Here is a 24,069-nt window from a genome sequence, read left to right on the forward strand (position 1 = left end):
CCCGCTCAGGCCGCCTAGGCCGCTCCGGCCATCGTGCGGTCCAGCAGCGCCAGCCCCTCCTCGGCGTACCGCCGCTCGCCGGTGCGCATGCCGTACGCGATGTCCCCCAGCAGAGTGCACCGCGCGTAGAAGGCGGCGCGCTCGCGCGAGTACTCCCCGGCGTAGTGCGCCGCCAGCAGCTCGCAGAACTCCGGCCCCAGGTCCCGGTAGAGCAGCGCGAAGTCCCGCGCCGGGTCGCCCACGGCCGCGTCGCTCCAGTCGATGACGCCCGTGACCTCGCCCGCCTCCAGCAGCACGTGCTCGTCGCCCAGGTCGTTGTGGCAGAACGCCGCGACGGCCGCCTCCTCGGGCGGCGCGGCGGACAGGAAGGCCTCCACCGCCCGGCGCGCCCCGGCCGGGAGCCGCGTGGCGATCTCGCGGTAGTCGTGCCCGGCCCGGCGCAGCAGGCCGGGCAGCGTGCCGGAGACCGCCGGGGCCTCCAGCCCGCTGCGGTGCAGCGCGCTGAGGAACTCGCCCAGCACCGCGGCCAGCCGTACCGGATCGTGGGCGGGCCGCTCGCTCAGCGGCACGCCGGGCAGCTTGCGCACCACCAGCACGCCGCGCGCCGGGTCGGCCTCGACCACCTCGGGGACCGGCAGGGTCGCCACCCGCGCCAGGGCCGCCAGCAGGGTCGCCTCGCGCCGCACGGCCTCGGGGTCCGGCTCCTTGCGCACGCGGGCGATCAGGCCGTCGCCGGTGTCGTAGACCACGTGGTCCCAGCCCTCGCCCAGGGTGAGTCGAGACGGATACACGGGAACAAAACCTATGTGACCGCCAAAATCGGGATCGAAGAGGAGTACCTCGTCGTCGATCCCCAGACCCGTCACGTGACCCCCCGAGCCGCCGAGGTGCTGGCGGCGGCCGCCCAGGTCATGGATCTGACGCAGGAGATCACCCGCTTCCAGGTGGAGGCACGCACGCCGCCCTCCGCCGACCTGTCGCAGGTCGGAGCCCGGCTGCGCGCCGCCCGCCGCGAGGTCGCCAGGGCCGCCCGCGAGTGCGGCCTGGCCGTGGTGGCCAGCGGCATCCCCGTGCTGGGCGACGTGGTGCCGGTGCCGCTCAGCGACGGGCCGCGCTACGAGCAGGGCCGGGTGCTGTACCGCGCGCTGCACGACGAGATCAGCATCTGCGCCCTGCACGTCCACGTCGACGTGCCCGACCCCGAGCACGCCGTCTTCGTCGGCAACCACCTGCGGCCCTGGCTGCCCACGCTGATCGCGCTGGCCGCCAACTCGCCGTTCTTCGTCGGCCGCGACACCGGCTACGCCTCCTGGCGGGTGATCAGCTGGAGCCGCTGGCCGGTCTCGGGCGCCCCGCCGTACTTCCCGAGCTTCGCCGACTACGAGCTGGCCCTCGCGGCGCTGGAGGAGTCCGGCGCGGTCATGGACCGCAAGACCGTCTTCTGGGACGCCCGGCCCTCGCCCAACCTGCCCACCGTGGAGGTGCGCGTCGCCGACGTGCCGCTCGACGTCAACGACAGCCTCACCATCGTGGGCCTCATCCGCGCCCTCGTGGTGACCGCGCTGGCCCACGTCGCGCGCGGCGACCTGGGGCCGCCGATCTCGCCGGAGGTGCTGCGGGCCGCCTACTGGCGCGCCGCCCGCGACGGCATCCAGGGCGAGAGCCTGGACCTGTGGGGCGGCGGCCTGGTGCCCGCCGCCGACATGGCCCGCCGCCTGCTGGAGCACGTACGGCCGGCGCTGGAGGACGCGGGCGACGCGGAGTTCGTCGAGGAGGGGCTGGAGCTGCTCGTCCTGCGGGGCTCGGGAGCGGTACGGCAGCGCCGCGCCTTCGGCTGGGGCGGCGGGCTGGCCGGCGTCGTGGACGACCTCATCGAGGCCTCGCAGGCCTGAACTGGGCCTTCCCGGGCGCTGCCGGCGGGGCGACACTGTGGGGCATGGTCCACGGGCGCGACGCCGAGCGGGAGGCGCTGCGGTCGCTGGTGGAGGGCGCGCGCCGCGGCGCCGGAGGCTCGTTGCTTGTGCTCGGCACCTCGGGCTCGGGCAAGAGCACCATGCTGCTGGACGCGGAACGGCTGGCCGGCGGCTTCACGGTGTTACGTGTGCGGGGCGTCGCCGCCGAGCGTGAGCTGCCGTACTCGGGCCTGCACGCGCTGCTGCGGCCGCTGTGCCGCCCGGCCCGGGAGGCACTCGGCGCCGTCCCGGTGTGGGCCGCGCCGCCCGGGCTGGCCCTGCACGCGGCGGTGCTGGACCTGCTCACCGCGGGCGACCGGCCCGTCCTGGTCTGCGTGGACGACGCCCACCTGCTCGACGCCGCCAGCCGGGAGGCGCTGTGCTTCGCGGCCCGGCGGGCGGCGGGGGAGCGGCTGGCGGTGCTGTTCGGCGGCGACCCGCGGGACCTGCCCGCCCTGGAGGGCGTGCCCGCGCTCGCGCTCGGCCCGCTCGACCCGCGCTCGGCCGGCGCCCTGCTGGACGAGGCGGCTCCCGCTCCGCCGGGACCGGACCTGCGCGCGGCGCTGCTGGCCTTCGCCCAGGGCAACCCGCTCGCCCTCACCGAGCTGGCCGCCGCGCTGACGGCCGAGCAGCTCGCGGGCACGGCGCCGCCGCCCGACTCGCTGCCCCGGCACGGCAGGCTGTGGTCCGCGCACGCCGCCCGGCTGGCCGGCCTGCCCTCGCTCACCCGCTGGCTGCTGCTGCTCATCGCCGCCGACCCGGCGCTGGACCCGGCCACGCTGGTCCGGGCGGCCGGGCCGTACGGCCTGCTCGACGCGCTCGAACCGGCCGAGGACGCCGGGATCGTCCGCCTGGGCGCGCAGGGGTTCGGGTTCCCGGAGCCCGGCATGAGGTCGGTGATCTACCGGGGCGCGTCGGTGTCGCGGCGGCGGCGCGCCCACCGCGCCCTGGCCGCCGCCCTGTCCGGTGACGCCGACCGGTTACGGCGGGCCTGGCACCGCGCGGTCGCCCTCGACGGGCCGCCGGACCGGCTCGCCGACGAGCTGGCCGCCGCCGCCCTCGCCGCCCGCTCGCCCGGCGACGGCGTCGACCCCGTCGAGGCGCTGGAGCGGGCCGCCGAGCTGGCCACCGCGCCCGCCGCCCAGGCGCGGCACCTGATCGCCGCCGCCCGGCGGGCCGTCTCCGCCGGACGCGCCGCCCACGCGCAGGCCCTGCTGGGCCGGGCACACGCCCGCAACCCGCCGCTGGACGTCCTCGGCCGGGCCGAGCTCCTGCGCGGCGGCCTGGAGCTGTACGGCGGGGCGACCGCCGCGGCCAGGGACGAGCTGCTCGCCGCCGCCTCCCACCTGCTCGCCGCCGACCGCGCCCAGGGGCTGTGCGCCCTGGTCAAGGCGGCCGAGGCTTGCTACCGCGCGGGCGACGGGCGCGGTTTCGCGGCCATCGCGGACCGCGTGGCCGCCGCCCGCGCGCCCGAGGACGGGCCGGTGGTGCACCTGCTCGCCGACTACCTGGGCGGCGTGGCCGCCACCCTGGCCGGCCGCCACCGGGAAGCCGACGACCTGCTGCGCCGCGTCGTCGAGCGCGCCCGCCTGGTGCGCGGCCCGGCCATCCTCGTGCGCGCCGTGATCGCCGGGCTGCTGCTGGGGGAGGACCGGCGGGCCGCCGCGCTGGCGACGCGGGCCATCGCCGAGGCCCGGGCCGAGGGGGCGCTGTCGCTCATCCCGTGGGCGCTGGAAACGCTCAACCACGCCGAGGTCTGGGCCGGGCGCTACGCCGCGATCGCCCGCAACGCGCTGGAAGGGCTGCGCCTGGCCGAGCAGGCCGGGCAGCCCAACGCCGTCGCCGAGCACCTGGCCTGGCTCGCCCTGACCGACGCCGTCCAGGGGGACGAGGCGGCCTGCCGTACCCGCGCGACCTCGGCCCTGGCCCTGGCCGAGGCGCACGGCCTGGGCCTGGCCGGCGCGATCGGCACCTGGGCGCTCGCCCACCTGGACCTCGCCGCCGGACGCCCCGCCGACGCGCTGCGGCGGCTGATCCTGCGCACCCGGCACGACCACCTCACCGTCCGCGTCATGGCCACGCCCCTGCTGGTCGAGGCCGCCGCGCGGACCGGGCGCCCGGAGCCCGCGCACGGCCTGCTCGGCGCGCTGGACCGCTGGTCGGCCAGCACGGGCAGCCCCGACCGGCTCGCGCTCGCCGTACGCTGCCGCGCCCTGCTCGCCCCGCCCGACGCGGCCGACGGCCTGTACCGGGAGGCGCTGGACCTGCACGAGCGCGGGTCGTGCGCGTTCGAGGCGGCCCGCACGAGGCTCCTGTACGGCAGAGCCCTGCGGCGCAACCGCCGGCCGGGAGCGGCACGCGAGCAGCTGAGCGCGGCGCTGGAGACGTTCGCGGGGCTGGAGGCCCGGCTGTGGGCCGAGCAGGCGCGGGCGGAGCTGCGCGCCGCGGGCGCCCGGGTCAACGGCGGCCAGCCCGGCGAGGGAGAGACCGCCGCCCGGCAGCCGGGAAACGGGATCCAGTCCACCGGCCGGCTCACCGCCCAGCAGCTCCGGATCGCCCGCATGGTCGCCGAGGGCGCCACCAACCGCGAGATCGCCGCCGCCCTGCACCTCAGCCCCCGGACCGTCGAGCACCACCTGCGCAACGTCTTCGTCACGCTCGGCATCCGGTCCCGGGTCGAGCTGGCCCGCCTGCTCCCCTGAGACAGGTGATTTCACCGATGCGCGGCTCTGCCGCCCGCTCAGACACTGACGCTCACATCGGTCAAGCGGAGCCGTGAAGGCTCCCGAGCGTCAGGAGCACATGTGACCCCCCACCTCGTGAGGCGACCGCGCCGCAAGGCGCTCGCCGCGCTCTGGCTCGCCCTGCTCATGCTCGCCGGGCTCGCCGCATCCCCCGCGCACGCCGCGCTCAACCCCTACCAGCGCGGGCCCGACCCCACCGACGCCCTCCTGGAGGCCCCGCGCGGCCCCTTCGCGACCGCCTCCACCACCGTCTCGCGGCTGAGCGTCAGCGGCTTCGGCGGCGGCGTGATCTACTACCCGACCGACACCAGCCAGGGCACCTTCGGCGGGATCGCCATCTCGCCCGGGTACACCGCCTCGTGGAGCAGCCTCGACTGGCTCGGCCCCCGCATCGCCTCCCACGGCTTCGTCGTCATCGGCATCGACACGCTCAGCCGCTACGACCAGCCCGCCAGCCGCGGCCGCCAACTGCTGGCCGCGCTGGACTACCTCACCCAGCGCAGCTCGGTCCGCGGCCGCGTCGACGCCTCGCGGCTGGCCGTGGCCGGGCACTCGATGGGCGGCGGCGGCAGCCTGGAGGCGGCCGACAGCCGGCCGTCCCTGCAGGCGGCGGTGCCCCTGGCGCCGTGGCACACCACGAAGAACTGGTCGGGCGTCCGCGTGCCGACCATGATCATCGGTGGTGAGAGCGACAGCGTCGCGCCCGTGTCCACGCACTCCGAGCTGTTCTACGCCTCCATCCCGGCCTCCTCGGAGAAGGCCTACCTGGAGCTCAACGGCGCGTCCCACTTCTTCCCCAACACCACCAACACCACCATGGCCAAGTCGATGGTGTCCTGGCTGAAGCGGTTCGTGGACGACGACGTGCGCTACGACCCGTTCCTGTGCCCCGGGCCCGACGGCTCGGCGGTGGAGGAGTACCGGCAGACCTGCCCGCTGTCGTAGCGTCGCCCGCCTCGCGGTGCGGGGACGGCTCCCGCCGCCCCCGCACCTTTTCGCGCCTCCCAATGGCACGTTCAGGCCCTGAACGTGCCATCGCGTTCCCGGAGGGCTTCACGATCTCAGGCGCAGCCCCCGCGGGGTGGGATGGAAGCCCGCCGCCTCCAGCGCCGCCGCCAGCGGGGAGTCGGCGATCCGCTCGCCGTCGGCCCGCTCGACCGTCAGCTTTCCCAGGGCCCCGTCCCGTACGGCCAGCGCCAGGGCGTCGACGGCGGGACGGAGCCGCTCGTCGTCGGCGAACGACAGGAGGGTCTTGCCGCCCCGCTCGACGTAGAGCACCAGGAAGCCGTCGACCAGCACCACCAGGGCGCCCGCCTTGCGTCCCGGCTTGTGCGCCACGTCGCCGGGGTGGGCCGGCCAGGGCAGGGCCGCACCGTAGGGGTTGGCCGGGTCGGCGGCGGCCAGCACCACGGCCCGGCGCGCCTCACCGCCCCGCCCGCCCGCCGTGCCCGCCGTGCCCGCCACGCCAGCCGTGCCCGCCACGCCAGCGGTGCCCGCCACGCCAGCGGTGCCCGCCGTGCCAGCCGTACCGGCCCAGGGGCCTGCCTGCGCGCCGGGCATGCTCACCGGGTCCGGCCCTTCCGCCGACGGGGACGCCGCGGGGCCGGGCCCCATGGCCCGCATGCGGTCCACGGCCCCCGGCAGGGCGAACTGGGCGCCGCCCAGCCCCTCGACGAAGTAGCCGCGGCGGCACCTCCCGCTCTCCTCGTAGGCGCGGAGCACCTGGTAGACACCCGAGTACCCGCCCGAGAGCCGCTCGGCGGTCACCGCGCCGCGTGTCACCACCCCGTGCCGCTCCAGCAGCACCTCGGCCTGCGCCTGCGCCCGCAGCGTGGCGTCGGCCGCGGGCTCGGGCAGCAGCCACCACCGCCCGGCGACCGTCGGCGGGCCGCTGCGGGTGGGCAGCACCGCCCTGCGCCGCCGGGTCGCCGCCGGCCGGTGCGCCGGGCGCCCCGACCCCAGCACGGCCCGCAGCGGGGCCAGCGTGTCGCCGGACACCCGGCCCGCCCACACGAGATCCCACAACGCCGTCACCAGCACCGGGTCGTCGGGCGAGCCGACGCGCTCCGACAGCCCGCGGAAGAACAGCGCCCCGCCGCCCGCCAGCGCGTCGAGCACCCGCTCGTGCAACGGCGTCATCGTGATCTCCGCCGGAGACGGCAGCAGGAGCGGGGCGGTGTCGGCGAAGTACAGCGCCACCCACCCGTCGCCGCCCGGCAGCGAGCCCTGGCCCGCCCACACCACCTCGCCGGAGGCCGTCAGCTCGTCGAGCAGCGCCGGATGGTAGCCCGGCACCCGCGAGGGCAGCACCAGCGTCTCCAGCGCCGAGGCGGGCACGGCCGCCCCCTGGAGCTGCTCGATGGCGTTGACCAGCGCGTCCATCGAACGGGCCGGCGACACCCCGCTCCCGCTCCGCTCGGCCGCGCGGCCCGCCGCCGGGCCGTACCCCTGGGTCTCGGAGGAGCCGGTGACGCCGTGCCAGGCCGGCAGGAACCGCGCCAGCGTCTCGGGGGAGACCGGCTCGACCTCCTTGCGCAGCCGCGCCAGCGACCGGCGGCGCAGCATCCGCAGCACGCCCGCGTCGCACCACTCCTCGCCGCGTCCCCCGGGCCGGAACTCGCCGCTCACCACCCGGCCGGAGGCGGCCAGCCTGCGCAGGGTGTCGGCGACCACCGCGACGCCCAGCCCGAACCTGGCGGCAGCCGTACCGGCCGGGAAGGGACCCCGGGTGCGGGCGTGCCGGGCCACCAGGTCCGCCAGCGGGTCGGGCACCGGCTCCAGGAACACGTGCGGCACGCCGACGGGCAACGGCACGCCGAGGGCGTCGCGCAGCCGGGCCGCGTCCTCGATCGCCGTCCACTGCTCCTCGCCCGCGATCCGCACCCGGATCGCGCGCCTGGCCCGCTCCAGCTCCTCCAGCCAGGCCGGATCGCCCGAGCGCACGCTCACGTCGGCGGCCAGCAGCGGGCCGTGCGAGCGCAGCAGGTCGGCCAGGTCCTCCGCGTCGCGCAGCGGCCGGTCGAGCCTGGCCAGCTCCCGCTCGGTGTCGGCGATCACGTCGGGGTCGAGCAGCTCGCGCAGGTCGGCCTGGCCCAGCAGCTCCGCCAGCAGCGTCGTGTCCAGCGCCAGCGCCTGGGCGCGGCGCTCGGCCAGCGGCGCGTCGCCTTCGTACATGAACGCGCCGATGTAGTGGAACAGCAGCGAGGCGGCGAACGGCGAGGCCTGCGAGGTCTCCACCTCCACCACGCGCACCTTCCGCGCGGCGATGTCGCGCATGAGCTGCACCAGGCCCGGGACGTCGAAGACGTCCTGCAGGCACTCGCGCATGGTCTCCAGCACCACCGGGAAGGAGGCGTACTGGCTCGCCACGCCCAGCAGGTGCGCCGCCCGCTGCCGTTGCTGCCACAGCGGGGTCCGCTTCCCCGGGGTACGGCGGGGCAGCAGCAACGCGCGCGCCGCGCACTCGCGGAACCGCGAGGCGAACATCGCCGAGCCGCCCAGCTCCTCGACCACGATCCGCTCGATCTCCTCCGGGTCGAAGGCCGCCACGTCGGAGGGCGGGTCGCCCAGCGTGTCGGGGATGCGCAGGACGATGCCGTCGTCGGAGTGGATGGCCTGCACGTCCAGGCCGTAGCGCTCGCGCAGCCTCCGGTTGATCGCCAGCGCCCACGGGGCGTGGACGCGCGCGCCGTACGGTGAGTGGATCACCACGCGCCAGTCGCCCAGCTCGTCGTGGAAGCGCTCGACCAGCAGGGTCCGGTCGTCGGGGACGTAGCCGGTGGCCTCGCGCTGCTCGCGCAGGTAGGCCAGGAGGTTGTCGACCGCGTGGTCGTCGAGCCCGGCGGCGCGCAGCCGGTCGACCGCCCGGCCTTCCGCGGAACGGCCGCCGCCTTCCGCCGGCTGTCCCAGGTCGTCGCCCGCTTCGGCCGACAGCTCGCGCAGGAACGACCCGATCGCCTTGCCCAGCTCGGCGGGACGCCCCTGCGTGTCGCCGTGCCAGAACGGCAGCTTGCCCGGCTGGCCGGGAGCCGGTGAGACGGTCACGCGGTCGGCCGTGATGTCCTCGATCCGCCACGAGGTCGCGCCGAGCACGAACACGTCGCCCGCCCGCGACTCGTAGACCATCTCCTCATCCAGCTCGCCCACCCGCGAGGACCTCTCGCCCACGAGGAAGACGCCGAACAGCCCGCGGTCGGGGATGGTGCCGCCGTTGGTGACCGCCAGCCGTTGCGCGCCGGGACGGCCCTGGAGCGTGCCGGTGACGCGGTCCCACACGATGCGGGGCCGCAGCTCGGCGAACTCCTCGCTGGGATACCGCCCCGCCAGCATGTCGAGGGTGGCCTCCAGCGCGCTGCGGGGCAGGGTGGAGTACGGCGCCGCCCGCTTCACCACCGACTCCAGCTCCTCCACGGTCCAGTCGTCCATCGCCACCATGGCGACGATCTGCTGGGCGAGCACGTCGAGCGGGTTGCGCGGGTAGCGCATCTCCTCGATCTGGCCGGTCTTCATCCGCTCGGCGACGACGGCCGTCTGGATGAGGTCGCCGCGGTACTTCGGGAAGATGACGCCCCTGGACACCGCGCCCACCTGGTGCCCGGCCCGGCCGATGCGCTGCAGGCCGCTCGCCACGCTGGGCGGCGCCTCCACGCAGGCCACCAGGTCGACGGCGCCCATGTCGATGCCGAGCTCCAGGCTGGAGGTGGCCACGACGGCGGGCAGGCGCCCGGACTTCAGCGCCTCCTCGATGTGGGCGCGCTCCTCCTTGGACACCGACCCGTGGTGGGCCCGCACGACCTCGGTGACCACGCCCTTGGCGGTGCCGGCCTGCGCCATCATGTCGGCCGGAGGCCGCCTGGCTCCCGGACCCCGCACGCCCCCGCCGCCCGCCTGCCCGGCCCCGGCGTCCGTTGTCCCGTCGCCAGGCGTCTCCCAGATCGACAGGTCGACCGTCTCGGCGCCCCGGGCCCGCTCATAGGCCAGCTCGTTGAGCCGCGTGCACAGCCGCTCGGCGAGCCTGCGCGAGTTGGCGAACACGATCGTCGAGCGATGCGCCTCGATGAGGTCGAACAGCCGCTCCTCCACGTGCGGCCAGATCGACTTGCGTGCGGGCTCCGCGAAACCGGCCTCCACCTGCTCGGGCGACGCGACGAGCTCGGTCATGTCCTCCACCGGCACGACCACCTCGACCTCGATCCGCTTGTCGGCGGGCGGCTGCACCACGGTCGCCGGGCGCACGCCGCCGAGGAACGCGGCGACCTCGCTCACCGGGCGCACGGTGGCCGACAGGCCGATCCGCTGGGCGGGCCGCTCCAGCAGCGCGTCGAGCCGCTCCAGGCTGAGGGCCAGGTGCGCCCCCCGCTTGGTGGCGGCGACGGCGTGCACCTCGTCGACGATCACGGTCTCGACCCCGCGCAGCGCCTCCCTCGCCTGGCTCGTGAGCAGCAGGAACAGCGACTCCGGCGTGGTGATGAGGATGTCGGCGGGCTTGGCCGCGAACCGCCTGCGGTCCTCGGCCGGGGTGTCGCCCGAGCGGATGGCCACCGAGATGTCGGGCACCGGCAGGCCCAGCCGCCTGGCCGTCTGCCGCAGCCCGGTCAGCGGGGCCCGCAGGTTGCGCTCCACGTCGACGGCCAGCGCCTTGAGCGGCGAGACATACAGCACCCTGCACCGGCGCGGCGGCTCGGCCCGCCGCCTTCCCCGCTTCCCGCCTCCGCCGCGCCCGGCGTCCGCGACGGCGGAGGCGGCCCCCTCCGGCCCCGCCTGTTCGGCGGCCAGCCTGTCGAGCGACCACAGGAAGGCCGCGAGCGTCTTGCCCGAGCCGGTCGGCGCGACCACCAGCGTGTTGTCGCCGCGCGCGATGGCCGCCCACGCCCCCTCCTGGGCGGCCGTGGGCGCGGCGAAGGCGCCGCGGAACCACTCGCGGGTCATCCGGCCGAACAGCTCCAGCGCGCTGGGGGACCGGCCGCCATCAGGCTCGACAAGCTCGTTCACGTGCCCATAGTGCCCCGCCGTACCGACAAAAACCGCTCGGCGGAGCCGCCGGGGCGGGCGGCCCGTGGCGAAGGAAATTCCGGTCGGCGCGGATTGAGCGCCCGCAGGCCGGAGATGAAGGAGGTGAAGCGAGGTGAGCGCCGGTGACTGAAATCGACTACGCGGCATTAGCGGCGAAGCGCGAACGCATCAAACAGCAGTATCTCCTGCCCCACCGCCCGTCGAGCAGCGCCCGGGGGCTGCACCACTTCGCGCTCGTCTCATCGGACGTGGAACGGACTGTCAGGTTCTATCAGGACCTTCTGGAATTCCCGCTCACGGAGATCTTCGAGAACCGCGACTACAAGGGCTCCAGCCACTTCTTCTTCGACGTGGGCAACGGCAACCTGCTGGCGTTCTTCGACTTCCCCGGCCTGGACCTCGGGCCGTACCACGAGGTCCTGGGCGGGCTGCACCACATAGCCATCTCGGTGGACCCGGCCACGTGGGAGCGGCTGCGGGGCAAGCTGGAGATGGCCGGCGTGCCGCACCAGATCGAAAGCGGCGCCTCCATTTACTTCAGGGACCCCGACGGCGCCCGGCTGGAGCTGCTCGCCGACCATCTGGGAGAGATGTACGGCTCTCGCGTGCTGTGACGCTTTCGCGGTGACTACCGGCGGGAGGCCCGGCGCGCGCGGGAGAAGCCCTCTCGCGGCTGCTCCCTGATCTGCGCGTGCCGCTCCGACCGCTCGGCCTTCTCCTTCTGTACGGCCAGGCGCTGGAGCAGGTTGACGTGACGACGCTTGGCACGGCCCGCCTTGCTCTTGGCTGACTTGGGCGGCGCTTGTTTCGGGGTTTTCGCCATGCGCGAGTACCTACCCGCCACCGGCATACTTGAATGGTGCGCCTGACCGAATTCTGGAGAAGGATGCGCGCCCACTTCGGCGACGCCTACGCCGAGTCGTGGGCCCGCGACTACGTCCTGGCTCCACTTGGGGGAAGGACCGTCGAGCAGGCCCTGGCCGACGGCATCGGCGCCAAGGAGGTCTGGCGCGCGGTGTGCGAGGTGGAGGAGGTCTCGCCGCGGCTGCGCTAGCCGTACCCCTCTGAAGAAGGTCAGGAGGGCTCCGCGCCCAGCGCGGCCCTCAGCGCCTGCGCCGTCGCCTCCAGGTCGTCGGTGGTGCCCTGCCCGCCCGGCGACCACAGGAACAGCCAGCCCCGCTGGGTGGGCGTGGCGAAGACGAGCGTCTGGCGGCCGGTGCGCGGATGCCAGGCCCACAGCACCGGGTCGGCGCCGCCCACCATGCGGCCGACGAGCCCATGGCCGGGGAGTAACTCGGCGAGGGCCTGCAGGTGGGTGCGCCGCTCCTCGGCGTACGTGCTCGCCACGACCTCAGCATCGCCCCAGGTCACGGCCATGGCAACAGTGCCGGCGGAATGCCCGGGAATGTCCGGCGGCGGGTGGGACTTCGAGCACGGTTCCCGGTGTGCTCGAACAGCCGTTCGGCTACGATGGAGGGAAGCCGGACCGTGGTTCGGCGGGAAATTGTCGGTCGCAGGCCGTAGCTTTCTCACGACTGACTCGACCACGACGATCCTCCAAGGGGAGATCCCATGGCTATCAACGACCGCGAGAAGGCCCTTGAGACTGCCCTCGCACAGATCGAGCGCCAGTTCGGCAAGGGCTCCGTCATGCGCCTGGGCGACGACGCCAGGGCCCCCATCGAGGTGATCCCGACGGGATCCATCGCCCTGGATGTGGCGCTGGGCATCGGCGGCTTCCCCCGGGGCAGGATCGTCGAGGTCTACGGTCCGGAGTCCTCCGGCAAGACCACGGTGGCGCTCCACGCGGTGGCCAACGCCCAGCGGGCCGGCGGCATCGCCGCGTTCATCGACGCCGAGCACGCGCTCGACCCGGAGTATGCCAAGAAGCTCGGCGTCGACACCGACGCCCTCCTTGTCTCCCAGCCCGACACCGGCGAGCAGGCCCTCGAGATCGCCGACATGCTGATCCGGTCCGGCGCCGTCGACATCATCGTCATCGACTCCGTCGCGGCCCTGGTGCCCAAGGCCGAGATCGAGGGCGAGATGGGCGACAGCCACGTCGGCCTCCAGGCCCGCCTGATGTCGCAGGCGCTGCGCAAGATCGCGGGCGCCCTCAGCAGCACCGGCACCACCGCCATCTTCATCAACCAGCTCCGCGAGAAGATCGGCGTCATGTTCGGCTCGCCCGAGACCACGACCGGCGGCAAGGCGCTGAAGTTCTACGCCTCGGTCCGGCTCGACATCCGCCGCATCGAGACGCTGAAGGACGGCACCGAGGCGGTCGGCAACCGCACCAGGGTCAAGGTCGTCAAGAACAAGATGGCCCCGCCCTTCCGCCAGGCCGACTTCGACATCCTGTACGGCGTGGGCATCTCCCGCGAGGGCGGCCTCATCGACATGGGCGTCGAGCACGGCTTCGTCCGCAAGGCCGGCGCCTGGTACACCTACGAGGGCGAGCAGCTCGGCCAGGGCAAGGAAAACGCGCGCAACTTCCTCAAGAACCACCCCGACGTGGCCAACGAGATCGAGAAGAAGATCAAGGAGAAGCTGGGCGTCGGGCCTCGCCTCGACGCTCCGGCCGAGCCGGCCGCCGACGCCGCCGTCGCGGCGCCCGCCCCGGCGCGTGGCGCCAAGGCTCCCGCCGCCCCCAAGCCCGGCGACGTCTGACCGGTCGCGGTCTCGCGCGGGTCGCCCGGCTCCCGACGAGTGCGGAGCCGGGCCCCGGAAGCGGCGGTCCCCGCTTGGCCTGGCACGGGGCCGGTCCGGCTGGAGGATGAGGAGGTGACCTGGGATGGACGCGGATGCGCCTCGCGATCCTGCAGGCCAGGGGGAATCCGCTGCCGAGGCGTCCTCCGGCGCGGCGCCGGGTGGGCATGAGCCCTCGCTGATCCAGCCCGCGCATCCTCGCGACTGGGGAGCCTGGCCGGAGCCGCCGGGGCGGCGTGCCTCGACGCCGCAGGAGCCGAGGCAGGAAGAGCGTCGGCATCCTTTCTTCGAGTCCGGCTCGGAGGAGGACGACGGTGGTGGCCATCCGTTCTTCGGGCTGTCCTCCGGGGACGACGGGAGCGGGCCGCTGGCCGGCCTTGCTTCCGGGGACGATGGAAGCGGGCCGCTGATCGGGCTCGCATCCGGGGACGACGGGTCCCGGCCGGCCAGGCGTGGGCGCGGCCGCGGCCGTGGCCGCCGCAGGCGTGCCGAGCAGACGGCCGAGGGGCATGGCGGGCGTTCCGGAGGGCCTGGGGCGGATGCGCCGGGCTCGCCGGGCTGGTGGCCGGAGCCGGGTCGATCGGGTGCGCGCCGGCGCGGGGGCGAATCGGGTGGTTGGCCCGAGCAGGAGGCGTTCTGGCGCTCTCGTGCTGATCAAGGGACTGCGTGGCGGCAGGGTGAGGGTGGCGGACCAGGGGAGCGTGGCGATTTCGAGCATGCTCCTGCTGGGGACGGCGCCTCCGCGCCCGTGGATCGCGAGCACGGCGATCGCGAGCGCCGAGCTTGGGGCGGAGACGGCGGGCCCGGTGACGCGGCCGAGGCCGTAGCGGATCGCCGGACGGGCGACGGTTCCGGCAGGGCAGCGTCTCCGCCTGCGGGACCTGGGGAAGGGACCGGTGGGGAGGCGTCTCCAGGGGCTGTATCCGGGGCGCAGGTCTCCGGAACAGAGCCGTCCACTGTGGGTTCCGTGGAGGGTGTCGGCGGGGAAGAGACTCCGGCGGCAGCATCCGAGACGCCGGTTGGCGGGAGAGCGTCGCCAGCGGCGGGACCCGAGGAGGAGACCGGCGAGGACACGCCCCCCGTGGCAGGACCCCGTGAAGCGAGGAGTGAGGAGGGGGAACACCAGGTCAAGGGCCGGGGCCGGGGATACCGGCAGCGGTGGGGGCGCGGATCGGGGAGCCGCGCGCCGGACGGGCGTACGTCGGCTGGCCAGGCGTCGGACGAAGGCATGTCGGACGGCCGTCCATCGGGTGGTCGTGCGCCGGGTGTCCGAGTGTCCGACGGTCGTACGTCGGGTGGCGGAGTGTTCGACGATCGTACGTCGGCTGACCTTACGTCGGACGGAGGCATGTCCGATGGCCGTGCGCCGGGTGGGAGTGCCTCGGGTAGGCGTGGGTCGAGTGGGCGTGGGTCGAGTGGGCGCGGGCGGGGGAGTCGTCTGCCGGACGGGCCGGACGAGGGGTCCCTCGCCAGCCAGGGGCCGGACGCCGACCCCGAGACGGTGGCGCGCAACATCTGCCTGCGCCTGCTGTCGATGGCGCCCAAGACCAGGGCCCAACTCGCCGAGGCGATGCGTAAGCGCAACGTGCCCGACGGCGTGGCCCAGGCGGTTCTGGATCGCTTCACGGAGCTCGGATTCATCAACGACGAGGCGTTCGCCGAAGCGTGGGTGGAGTCGCGGCACCACGGCCGGGGGCTGGCGAGGCGCGCGCTCGCCGCCGAGCTCCGGCACCGAGGCGTGGACCAGGACACGGTGCGGGACGCCGTCGAGCGTCTAGACCCCGAGCAAGAGCTGGAGACCGCCAGGCGGCTCGTGGAGCGCAAGCTGCCGTCCACGCGAGGGCTGGAGGCCCAGGCGCGGATCAGGCGGCTGGCGGGGATGCTCGCCAGGAAGGGCTATTCGCCGGGGCTGGCGTACCGGGTCGTGCGGGAGGCGCTGGAGCAGGAGGGCGTCGAGGTGGAGGACGACTTCTGCTGACGCTCCGCACCGTCGGACCTCCCACGGTCTGCCACGACAGCCTCGTCCACCCTCCCTCGTCCCGACGCGACAGTCCCGTCCGACCTTTCGCGTCCCAACGCGACAGTCCCGTCCGGCCTCCCACGTTCTGACGCGACAGCCCTGTCCAACCTTCCTCATCTCGGCGAGACAGCCCCGCCCACCCTCCATCGTCCGACGCATCGCCCCTTCACCCACCCGCATGGACGGCGCGTGGCGAGCCTGTGTACAACCATCGGCCGATATCCACAGTCAGCCCTCAGAGGGAAGCCGGCCCCGACCGCCGTGAAATGATCAAGGCATGCCATCGACCCCCGTTCTCAGCACGTCGGCGGCGCGGGTCCTGACCGGTGCGGGCCTGGCCGCGTACGGGCTCGCCTACGCCTGGCTCCTGCTCACCGGCCACACCCGGATCAGCCCCTCTCTCGATCCCAGCGCGCCGGGCCTGCCGCTGTGGGGCGCGATCCTGCCGCCGCTCGCCGCCATCGTGCTGGCCAGGCTCGTGCCGCCCCGCAGGGACGTGCCGGTACCGCTGACCGGCCTCCCGCCAGACCGGCTGCGCAAGGAAGCCTGGACACTCGCCGGGCTCGCCCTGCTGGTGGCCGCCGTGGTGCCGTTCGCCGAGGGCCTGCTGTATCCCCTGGTGAAGGTGCTGCTGCTCCTCGTCGTCCCACTCGTCGTCCTCAGGGTGACGAGAGGCGACGGCCCCCGGGCGGCCGCGATCCCGGCCCCGGTCACGTGGGTGGCGCCGCTGCCCGCCGTGGCGGCGTGGTTCCTGCTCTCCCAGGTGGGCCCGTTCGCCATGCCGTTGCCCGAGCAGCTGCCCGATCCCGTCACGCTCGTCGTCGGGTCGCTGATCACGCTGCTGACCGCGAGCGTGCTGGAGGAGATCTTCTACCGCTGCTGGCTGCAGACCAGGCTGGAGGCCCTGTACGGCAGGTGGCCCGCGATCATGGTCTCCTCGCTGCTCTTCGCCCTGATGCACACCACCCGCATCTCTCCCGACGCCGTGGTCCTGGGATTTGCCACGATCGTGGCCTTCCAGGGCGTGTTCGGGCTGATGGTGGGCTACCTGTGGTCGCGGTACCGCAACGTCTGGGTGATCCTCTTCATCCACATCACGGTGAACCTGGTGTTCGTCCCGATGCTGATCGCCAGACTGTAGTCCGGAACATCCCACAGAGGTTAAATGGTGATATATCGGTAGGAGTCGATATATCGGGTAAAACATCGCAGTGTATGTGCTCGGACACGCTAGCAAAGTCAGCTTTGCTTGCTCGTTACCTCTTCGACGCATAACCTCGACGGCAGTGAGGAGTTACTCCGCGATGTGCGGATCGCCATACGGTGAACTACCAACCAGCGAGTTTGACTGACCGAGACGCGGACGGTGCCGGCTCACCGGGTCGGTGCCTGCTTCGTCTTGGCTTGATGACGGTCGCCTTGCTATCGGTCCTGGTGGCGACGCCGATCGGGCCGTCCGCGCCGCGCTTGTGACCCCTCCCGTTTTCAGGCCGCGAGAGAGCAGGAGGGCGGGGCACCCATGGGGACGCTGGTCGTGGTGCTGACAGTGGTGGTGCTCCTGCTTGCCCTCGTGACGATCGCCACGCTGATCCTGGTCATCCGCCGTACGGCGACGCCGCGCGGGACCAAGCCGACCCCCGAGCAGCTGGCGGAGGCGCACGACGAGATCACGCGGGCCAAGCTGGAGGCCGGCAAGATCCGCGACAAGGCCGAGTCCGACGCCGAGGAGATCCTGCGCCGCTCCGAGGCCGCCGCCGAAAGCGCCCTGCAGATGCGCCGGGAGGTCGAGGAGGAGAGCCGGATCCTCCGGGACGAGCTCAAGGAGCTCCGCGCCGACCTCGAACGCCGGGAGAAGCGGCTCGCCGAGCGCGAGCGGCGGCTCGATGAGGAGGCCAAGCGCCAGGGGGAGCGCGAGCGCAAGCTCGCCGAGACCGAGACGGAGCTGGCGGATCGGCGCGAGGAGCTGCTGCAGCTGGAGGACGAGCGCCGAGCCGTACTCGAAAGGGTGGCCGGGCTCACGGCCGACCAGGCCAAGGCGGAGCTGATCAAGGAGATCGAGAACCAGGCCAAGCGCGAGGCGGCGCTGATCGTCCGGGAGATCGAGAGCGAGGCGCGCAAGGAGGGCGAGAAGCGCGCCACGAAGATCGTGACGCTGGCCGTCCAGCGGATCGCCGCCGAGCAGACGGCGGAGTCGGTCGTCAGCGTGCTGCACCTGCCCGGGGAGGAGATGAAGGGCCGCATCATCGGCCGGGAGGGGCGCAACATCCGGGCGTTCGAGTCGACCACCGGGGTGAACCTGATCATCGACGACACGCCGGAGGCGGTGCTGCTGTCCTGCTTCGACCCGGTGCGGCGGGAGACGGGACGGCTCACGCTGGAGAAGCTCATCCTCGACGGGCGCATCCACCCGCAGCGCATCGAGGAGGCCTACGAGCGCAGCAAGGCCGAGGTGCGCGACCTGTGTGCCAGGGCGGGCGAGGACGCGCTGGTGGAGCTGGGGATCACCGACATGCACCCGGAGCTGACGCTGCTGCTCGGGCAGTTGCGCTATCGCACCTCCTACGGGCAGAACGTCCTCAAGCACCTCATCGAGTCCGCGCACATCGCCGGGATCATGGCGGCCGAGCTCAAGCTGGACCGGGCGCTGCTGAAGCGCTGCGCGTTGCTGCACGACATCGGCAAGGCGCTGACGCACGAGGTCGAAGGGTCGCACGCGCTGATCGGGGCGGAGATCGCCCGGCGCTACGGCGAGTCGGAGGACGTCGTCCACGCGATCGAGGCGCACCACAACGAGGTGGAGGTGCGGACGGTCGAAGCGGTGCTGACCCAGGCGGCCGACGCGATCAGCGGGAGCCGTCCGGGTGCCCGGCGGGAGTCGCTGGAGGCGTACGTCAAGCGGCTGGAACGGCTGGAGCAGATCGCGGCGTCGTTCGAGGGCGTGGAGAAGGTCTTCGCCATGCAGGCGGGCCGGGAGATCCGCATCATGGTGAAGCCGGACTCCGTGGACGACATCCAGGCGCAGGTCATCGCCCGCGACATGGCCAAGCAGGTCGAGGAGGAGCTGACCTACCCCGGGCAGATCCGGATCACCGTGGTGCGGGAGTCCCGGGCGACCGAGTTCGCGCGGTGACGGCGACCGGCGCGGGCACGCGGACGAGCACGCCGGACGGTCAGCCGAAGATCTGCTGGTAGAAGGCCAGCTCGGCGGCGAGGGCGGCCGAGCGGGTCTCGGCGCGGCGGAAGCCGTGCGACTCGCCCTCGAAGGTCAGGTACGTGCACGGCACCCCACGCTCGGCCAGCGCGTCCGCGAAGGCGCTGGACTGCTCCGGAGGCACCACCGGATCGTCGAGCCCCTGGAGCAGCAGCATCGGGCACCGGACCCCGTCGACCAGGGCGAGCGGTTCCCTCGTCGCGTAGAGCGCCGGGTCGTCCGGTCCCACCAGCCACTCGACGTACCGCGACTCGAAGTCGTGCGTGTGCTCGTTCAACGGCCCCAGGGCGCTGACCCCGTAGTAGGACACCCCTCCGGCGAAGACGTCGGACCGGCAGCACGCCGCCATGACGGTCCAGCCGCCCGCGCTGCCCCCGCGGATCGCGATGCGCCGCGGATCCGCCCGCCCGGAGGAGACGAGCCATTCGGCCGCCGCGACGGCGTCCTCGACGTCGACCACGCCCCACTGGCCGCGCAGCCGTTCCCGGTAGGCTCTGCCGTACCCGGTGGACCCGCTGAAGTTCACGTCGATCACGCCGATGCCGCGCGAGGTGAAGAACGCCTTCTCCAGGTCCAGGGCGGTCACCGCGTGCCCGGTGGGCCCGCCGTGGACGGAGACGACGTACGGCGGTGCTTCCCCGGCTTCCCCGGCTTCCCCGGCCCCCTCAGGCTGCTCCTCGGGCGACATGTCGGGATTCGTCGGCGGGTAGACGATGGCGTGCACCCGCCGCCCGAACCGCCCGGTGAACTCCACCTTCTCCGGCTTGGGCAGATACGCCACGTCGGGCAGCTCCTCGACGGCCCGCCGCAGCCCCTCCACCCGCCCGGTGGCCAGGTCCACGCGCACGATCGAGGTGGGCACCGCCGGGCCGTACCCCACCCCGACCAGCGTCCCGCCGTCGGCGGCCAGCGCCGGGAGCCACCCCGAGTAGGGCACCTCCAGGTCGGTCAGCGTCCCGGAGTCGGGGTCGAGTAGCCCGAGCCGCATGTCGCCCTGCCCGTGCAGGACGGCGAGGCGCCCGTCGCCGAGGATCGCGTACGGCTGGCCGCCCAGGTTCCACAGCGGCCAGGCGAACTCCTCCTCGGCCGGGAACAGCGCCTGGGAGGAGGTGCCGTAGATGCCGATCCGGTAGAGGTTCCACCAGCCCGACCAGTCCGAGATCAGGCAAAGGTGCGAGTCGTCGAGGAACTGGGGGGCGAGCACCGACTCGCTGGTCCCGCCCTTGACGGTCCACGAGCTGCCGTCCGCCAGCCGGGTCAGCCGCAGCTCGGTGCCGTTCCACGGCATGCGCGGATGGTTCCAGCAGATGTAGGCCAGCAGCTCCCCGTCGGGGGACAGGGTGGGCGAGGCGTAGAAGTCGTTCCCGGTGACGCGCTCGACCGGCTCGCCGGAGTCGAGCGGGATCGACACGATCGCCCGGACCACCTTGCCGTCGTCGTCATGCCGTTCCTGCACGGCCCAGATCTGGCCGTCACGCACCGACATGTCGGCGTACCGGCAGCCGTCGTCCGGCGTCAGCGCCCGCGGCCCGTCGTCCTCGACGACGTACAGCCGCTGGTCCTCGAGGTTGGCGAAGACCACGCGGCCGTCGTCGGTCACCGTGTAGGGCCGCCCGCCGTACTCGTGCACGCGCGTCCGGGCGTTCCACGGCGCGGGCAGCAGCTCCGTGCGGACGCCGTCGGCGGCCCGGCGCATGATCGTCGTCCGCCCGCCCTCCTCGGGCCGGTCCTCGGCCCACCACACCTGCTCACCGCGTACGGCGGGCCAGCCGAGGCCCCGGCCGGAGCGGGCGACGTCGGAGGTGGCGATGGGTGAGGGCCATGGGATGTACGGCACGGCGGGCATAGCGGAATCCTGCCCGAAAAACCTCGGCCCTCGCCTCCCGTTTGCGGGCGTTCGAGAACGGCTCTTCGAGGCTTCGAGAAGCGCGCTTTCCGCGCGCTGCTCGAAGCCTCGCGCGCTCCTGTTACTCCATTCCCTCCAGAGCTGTCCTGCCCGGCGTGGCCGGGCCCATGGGCACCGCGGCGGGGCCGGGCGGGGCCACGGGCGGCGCCGCCGTCTTGCGGCTGCGGCGGCTGCGCTTCTCCAGCCAGGTCGCGAAGGCGCTGAGCGCCATGTTGAGCGCCACGTAGATGACGCCGATGACGATCGCGGCGGGGATCAGCGAGCCGAAGAACGCCGCCGGCAGGATCTTGAACCCGGTGTTGAGCAGGTCCACGTAGGCGATGATGTAGCCCAGCGCCGTGTCCTTCAGCAGCACCACCAGCTGGCTGACGATCGCGGGCATCATCGCCGTGACGGCCTGCGGAAGCAGGACCAGGCGCATGACCTGGTTCTTGCGCATGCCGACCGCGTAGGCCGCCTCCGACTGCCCCTTGGGCACAGACAGCACGCCGGCCCTGACCACCTCGGCGAGCACCGACCCGTTGTACAGCGTCAGGCCCAGGACCACCGCGATGAAGGCGTAGTCGCCGCCGCCCATCACGGTCGGGAGCAGGTAGAAGATGAAGAAGATCAGCAGCAGCAGGGGGATGGCGCGGAAGACCTCGACCACCAGCCCGGCGGGGACGCGGATCCAGGCGTGGTCCGACAGCCGGGCCAGGCCGAAGACCGCGCCGAACACCAGGGCCAGCACGGCGGCCACGGCCGCCGCCCGCAGGGTGCCGATCAAGCCGGGGATGATGTAGACGTCCCAGGTCTCCCACCGGATGAACGGCTCCCAGATCCGGCCTTCCCACTGCCCCTTGGCGTCGAAGCCGCGGTAGATCCCGTACAGCACCGCGCCCACGGCGATGATGCTGACGACCGTGAGCAGGCCGTTGCGCACCCGCGCACGCGGGCCGGGCGCGTCGAACAGGACGGAGGTGGTGCTCATCGGACCACCGCCAGCCGCCGGGCCAGCCAGCCGGTGAAGTAGCCGACGGGCAGGGTCACCGCCATGAACGCCAGGACGATCCCGAGGAAGATCGGGATCGAGGCGCCCGTGGTGTCGAAGACCTCCTTCATGTTGGCCGCCGCGTCGGCCAGGTAGCCGCCGGCGGTGGCCACCGTGGTGTTCTTGATCATCGCGATCATGACGCTGCCCAGGGGCGCGATGACCGAGCGGAACGCCTGCGGCAGGATGATCAGCGTCAGCGATTGCATGAAGGTCAGGCCGATCGAGCGGGCCGCCTCCGCCTGCCCCAGCGGCACCGTGTTGATGCCCGAGCGCAGCGCCTCGCAGACGAAGGCCGAGGTGTAGGCGGCCAGGCCCAGACCCACGACCCAGAAGGAGTTGACCCGCGGCACGGTGGAGAAGGTCAACCCGAGCGTGTCGCTGAGGCCGAGCGCCGAGAAGGCCAGCACGAGCGTCAGCGGCGTGTTGCGCACGACGTTGACGTAGATCGTGCCCGCCGCGCGCAGCACCGGCGTGGGGGAGACCCGCATCGAGACGAGGACCGTCCCGAAGATCAGGGAGATGACCCCGGCGACCAGAGCGAGCTTGATGTTCTCCAGGAAGCCCTCGGCGAGGAAGGGGCCGTATTGAATGAGTTCGTCCATCGTGCTCCACTGCAGGGGACGGCGGCGGCCGGACGGCCCGGCCGCCGCGTCACATGCCGGCTACGCGCAGCCCTCGGCGGGAGGCGCGGACTCGGTCAGCTTCAGGCCCTGGATGCCGCCGAACCACTTCTCCTGAAGCTGCTTCATGGTGCCGTTGTCCCACAGCTTCTTGATCGCGGCGTTGACGGCCTCGCAGGTCTTGGTGTCGCCCTTCTTCAGGCCGACGCCGTACTTCTCGTCGGTGAACGGCTGGCCCAGGACCTTGAACTGGCCGCCCGACGCCGCGGCCTGCTTGGCGAAGCCCGCCAGAATCAGGTCGTCGGTGGTGACGGCGTCCAGGTTGTTGCCCTGGAGCTTCTGCACGCACTCGGAGTAGTTCGCGGCGTCGACCAGCTGGGCGTCCAGGTCGAGCTGGCCGTCCGGCGGCGGGTCGGTGATGCGCTTGTAGGAGTTGGATCCGGCGGCCTTGCAGATCCGCTTGCCCTTGAGGTCCTGCGGCGTGCTGATGCTCGTGTCGTTCCCGCGGACCATCACGTCCTGGTGGGCGACGACGTACGGCCCGCCGAAGGTGACCTTCTGCTTGCGCGCCTCGGTGATGGAGTAGGTGGCGAAGATGATGTCCACGGTGCCGTTCTGGAGGAAGGGCTCACGGTTGGAGGAGGCCGACTCCTTCCACGTGATCTGGACGTCCTTCCCGCCGTTCATCTCCTTGAGGACGGCCTTGGCGACGTCCACGTCGAAGCCCTCGGGCTCGGCGCCCTTCTTCAGGCCCAGGCTGGGCTGGTCCCACTTGGTCCCGACCACGACGGTGCCGCCGTCCTGCACCTTCTCCAGCACGGTCGCATACGTTTTGTCTCCGCCGCAGGCCGCCAGGCCCGCTACCAGCAGGCCCGCGGCGCCGACGGCGGCGCTGAGTCGACGGAAGCGCATTAGGGGATACCTCGGCTTTCTCAATGCGTAAGGATCTTCGACAGGAAGTCTTTGGCCCGGTCGGTCTTGGGGTTGGTGAAGAACTCGTCGGGCGTCGTCTCCTCCACGATCTGACCGTCGGCCATGAACACCACCCGGTTGGCGGCCCGGCGTGCGAACCCCATCTCGTGGGTCACGACGACCATGGTCATGCCGTCGCGCGCCAGCCCGATCATGACATCGAGCACCTCCTGGACCATCTCCGGGTCCAGAGCCGAGGTCGGCTCGTCGAACAGGACCATCTTCGGGTCCATGGCGAGCGCCCGCGCGATCGCCGCGCGCTGCTGCTGGCCGCCGGACAGCTGGGCGGGGTACTTGTCCGCCTGGTTGGCGATGCCCACCCGCTCCAGCAGCTCCATGGCCCGCTTGTCGGCCTGCTCCTTGGGGGTCTTGCGCACCTTGGTCGGCCCGAGCGTCACGTTCTCCCGGATCGTCTTGTGCGCGAAGAGGTTGAACTGCTGGAAGACCATGCCGACCTCGGAGCGCAGCGCGGCCAGCGCCCTGCCCTCGGCCGGCAGTTCCCGCCCGTCGAAGATGATCTTCCCGCTGTCGATGGTCTCCAGCCGGTTCATCGTCCGGCACAGCGTCGACTTGCCGCCGCCGGACGGACCGATCACCACGAGCACCTCGCCACGGGAGACGGTCAGGTTGATGTCCTTCAGAACATGGAGCGTCCCGAAGTATTTGTTGACGTTCTCCAACTCGATCAGCGGAGCGCCGTCACCGTTGTCCGTCATGGGTCACAACGTAGAGGCAGTAAAGACGCTGGTCACTAACCGACTGGTACCGATCCGATCACGGCAGGTCAAACGACCGTCAAGCGTGCCGCTGCGGACGGCGATCTGGATGCTCGCACCAAAGCGTCATACCTGCCGACCTCAAAGGCACATAGGTGCTCGTCCCAAAGGTCC

At 72.9% G+C, this 24,069-nt stretch carries 18 protein-coding genes; 9 read left to right on the plus strand and 9 right to left on the minus strand.

The features are described 5' to 3' along the window. Positions 1-14: 14 nt before the first annotated feature. The gene (locus BSB02_RS15270; RefSeq protein ID WP_158088633.1) at positions 15-791 is read right to left on the minus strand and encodes a phosphotransferase family protein; all 777 of its coding nucleotides are present in this window, start codon (positions 789-791) and stop codon (positions 15-17) included. 15 nt (positions 792-806) lie between these two features. Between BSB02_RS15270 and BSB02_RS15275 the strand changes: the two genes are divergently transcribed. From BSB02_RS15275 to BSB02_RS15285, 3 genes are all read left to right on the plus strand, one after another. Continuing rightward, positions 807-1,892, plus strand: a complete 1,086-nt coding sequence (locus BSB02_RS15275) for a carboxylate-amine ligase (RefSeq protein WP_084959464.1) — start codon at positions 807-809, stop codon at positions 1,890-1,892. Positions 1,893-1,936: 44 nt separating this feature from the next. After that, the gene (locus tag BSB02_RS15280) at positions 1,937-4,654 is read left to right on the plus strand and encodes an AAA family ATPase (RefSeq protein ID WP_084959465.1); all 2,718 of its coding nucleotides are present in this window, start codon (positions 1,937-1,939) and stop codon (positions 4,652-4,654) included. Positions 4,655-4,822: 168 nt separating this feature from the next. After that, positions 4,823-5,641, plus strand: coding sequence for an alpha/beta hydrolase family protein (locus BSB02_RS15285; RefSeq protein ID WP_143590710.1), 819 nt, complete (start codon positions 4,823-4,825; stop codon positions 5,639-5,641). Between the two features lie 108 nt (positions 5,642-5,749). Here BSB02_RS15285 and BSB02_RS15290 read toward each other — a convergent pair whose 3' ends face one another. Further along, positions 5,750-10,624, minus strand: a complete 4,875-nt coding sequence (locus BSB02_RS15290; RefSeq protein ID WP_084959515.1) for an ATP-dependent helicase — start codon at positions 10,622-10,624, stop codon at positions 5,750-5,752. Between the two features lie 206 nt (positions 10,625-10,830). Between BSB02_RS15290 and BSB02_RS15295 the strand changes: the two genes are divergently transcribed. Beyond that, positions 10,831-11,322 carry a VOC family protein gene (locus BSB02_RS15295; protein WP_084959466.1) on the plus strand — a complete coding sequence of 164 codons (492 nt, stop codon included), beginning with the start codon at positions 10,831-10,833 and terminating at the stop codon, positions 11,320-11,322. Positions 11,323-11,336: 14 nt separating this feature from the next. Here the strand turns inward: BSB02_RS15295 and BSB02_RS39605 are convergent, their stop codons facing one another. Continuing rightward, positions 11,337-11,531, minus strand: a complete 195-nt coding sequence (locus BSB02_RS39605; RefSeq protein WP_143590698.1) for a hypothetical protein — start codon at positions 11,529-11,531, stop codon at positions 11,337-11,339. Between the two features lie 36 nt (positions 11,532-11,567). Between BSB02_RS39605 and BSB02_RS15300 the strand changes: the two genes are divergently transcribed. Then, positions 11,568-11,762, plus strand: coding sequence for a DUF3046 domain-containing protein (locus tag BSB02_RS15300; RefSeq protein WP_084959516.1), 195 nt, complete (start codon positions 11,568-11,570; stop codon positions 11,760-11,762). A gap of 20 nt (positions 11,763-11,782) precedes the next feature. Here BSB02_RS15300 and BSB02_RS15305 read toward each other — a convergent pair whose 3' ends face one another. Then, entirely contained in the window at positions 11,783-12,055 is a 273-nt protein-coding gene (locus BSB02_RS15305) for a hypothetical protein (protein ID WP_084959517.1), read from the minus strand. A gap of 225 nt (positions 12,056-12,280) precedes the next feature. Between BSB02_RS15305 and recA the strand changes: the two genes are divergently transcribed. The 4 genes from recA to rny all read left to right on the plus strand — a co-directional run bounded on the left by recA (position 12,281) and on the right by rny (position 18,567). Then, entirely contained in the window at positions 12,281-13,378 is a 1,098-nt protein-coding gene (recA, locus tag BSB02_RS15310; RefSeq protein WP_084959467.1) for a recombinase RecA, read from the plus strand. Positions 13,379-14,645: 1,267 nt separating this feature from the next. After that, entirely contained in the window at positions 14,646-15,395 is a 750-nt protein-coding gene (gene recX, locus BSB02_RS15320; protein ID WP_084959469.1) for a recombination regulator RecX, read from the plus strand. A gap of 319 nt (positions 15,396-15,714) precedes the next feature. After that, a complete protein-coding gene (locus BSB02_RS15325) occupies positions 15,715-16,578 on the plus strand; it encodes a CPBP family intramembrane glutamic endopeptidase (protein ID WP_084959470.1) in 864 nt (287 codons plus the stop codon). A gap of 378 nt (positions 16,579-16,956) precedes the next feature. Next, positions 16,957-18,567 (plus strand): ribonuclease Y, encoded by a 1,611-nt coding sequence (gene rny, locus BSB02_RS15330; RefSeq protein WP_084959471.1) that lies wholly within the window; start codon positions 16,957-16,959, stop codon positions 18,565-18,567. A gap of 40 nt (positions 18,568-18,607) precedes the next feature. Here rny and BSB02_RS15335 read toward each other — a convergent pair whose 3' ends face one another. The 5 genes from BSB02_RS15335 to BSB02_RS15355 all read right to left on the minus strand — a co-directional run bounded on the left by BSB02_RS15335 (position 18,608) and on the right by BSB02_RS15355 (position 23,895). Beyond that, positions 18,608-20,494, minus strand: a complete 1,887-nt coding sequence (locus BSB02_RS15335; protein ID WP_084959472.1) for a S9 family peptidase — start codon at positions 20,492-20,494, stop codon at positions 18,608-18,610. Positions 20,495-20,615: 121 nt separating this feature from the next. Continuing rightward, a complete protein-coding gene (locus BSB02_RS15340; protein ID WP_084959473.1) occupies positions 20,616-21,524 on the minus strand; it encodes an amino acid ABC transporter permease in 909 nt (302 codons plus the stop codon). Continuing rightward, positions 21,521-22,189: an amino acid ABC transporter permease gene (locus tag BSB02_RS15345; RefSeq protein WP_084959474.1), complete on the minus strand. Its 669-nt coding sequence runs from the start codon at positions 22,187-22,189 to the stop codon at positions 21,521-21,523. The genes BSB02_RS15340 and BSB02_RS15345 overlap by 4 nt, the downstream gene beginning before the upstream one ends. A gap of 60 nt (positions 22,190-22,249) precedes the next feature. Further along, complete coding sequence (locus BSB02_RS15350) at positions 22,250-23,119, minus strand: glutamate ABC transporter substrate-binding protein (RefSeq protein WP_084959475.1); 870 nt, start codon at positions 23,117-23,119, stop codon at positions 22,250-22,252. A gap of 20 nt (positions 23,120-23,139) precedes the next feature. Then, the gene (locus tag BSB02_RS15355) at positions 23,140-23,895 is read right to left on the minus strand and encodes an amino acid ABC transporter ATP-binding protein (protein WP_084959476.1); all 756 of its coding nucleotides are present in this window, start codon (positions 23,893-23,895) and stop codon (positions 23,140-23,142) included. Positions 23,896-24,069: the final 174 nt, after the last annotated feature.

This window comes from Thermoactinospora rubra (assembly GCF_002093975.1).
Classification (GTDB): Bacteria; Actinomycetota; Actinomycetes; order Streptosporangiales; family Streptosporangiaceae; genus Nonomuraea; species Nonomuraea rubra_A.

Bases quoted from the DNA above. Each gene is read 5' to 3' on its own strand.
- BSB02_RS15290 (WP_084959515.1), bottom strand. From the start codon at position 10,624: ATGACCCGCGAGTGGTTCCGCGGCGCCTTCGCCGCGCCCACGGCCGCC.
- BSB02_RS15325 (WP_084959470.1), top strand. From the start codon at position 15,715: ATGCCATCGACCCCCGTTCTCAGCACGTCGGCGGCGCGGGTCCTGACC.
- BSB02_RS15335 (WP_084959472.1), bottom strand. From the start codon at position 20,494: ATGCCCGCCGTGCCGTACATCCCATGGCCCTCACCCATCGCCACCTCC.
- BSB02_RS39605 (WP_143590698.1), bottom strand. From the start codon at position 11,531: ATGGCGAAAACCCCGAAACAAGCGCCGCCCAAGTCAGCCAAGAGCAAG.
- BSB02_RS15350 (WP_084959475.1), bottom strand. From the start codon at position 23,119: ATGCGCTTCCGTCGACTCAGCGCCGCCGTCGGCGCCGCGGGCCTGCTG.
- BSB02_RS15340 (WP_084959473.1), bottom strand. From the start codon at position 21,524: ATGAGCACCACCTCCGTCCTGTTCGACGCGCCCGGCCCGCGTGCGCGG.
- recA (WP_084959467.1), top strand. From the start codon at position 12,281: ATGGCTATCAACGACCGCGAGAAGGCCCTTGAGACTGCCCTCGCACAG.
- BSB02_RS15345 (WP_084959474.1), bottom strand. From the start codon at position 22,189: ATGGACGAACTCATTCAATACGGCCCCTTCCTCGCCGAGGGCTTCCTG.
- rny (WP_084959471.1), top strand. From the start codon at position 16,957: ATGGGGACGCTGGTCGTGGTGCTGACAGTGGTGGTGCTCCTGCTTGCC.
- recX (WP_084959469.1), top strand. From the start codon at position 14,646: ATGTCGGACGGCCGTCCATCGGGTGGTCGTGCGCCGGGTGTCCGAGTG.
- BSB02_RS15280 (WP_084959465.1), top strand. From the start codon at position 1,937: ATGGTCCACGGGCGCGACGCCGAGCGGGAGGCGCTGCGGTCGCTGGTG.
- BSB02_RS15285 (WP_143590710.1), top strand. From the start codon at position 4,823: ATGCTCGCCGGGCTCGCCGCATCCCCCGCGCACGCCGCGCTCAACCCC.
- BSB02_RS15355 (WP_084959476.1), bottom strand. From the start codon at position 23,895: ATGACGGACAACGGTGACGGCGCTCCGCTGATCGAGTTGGAGAACGTC.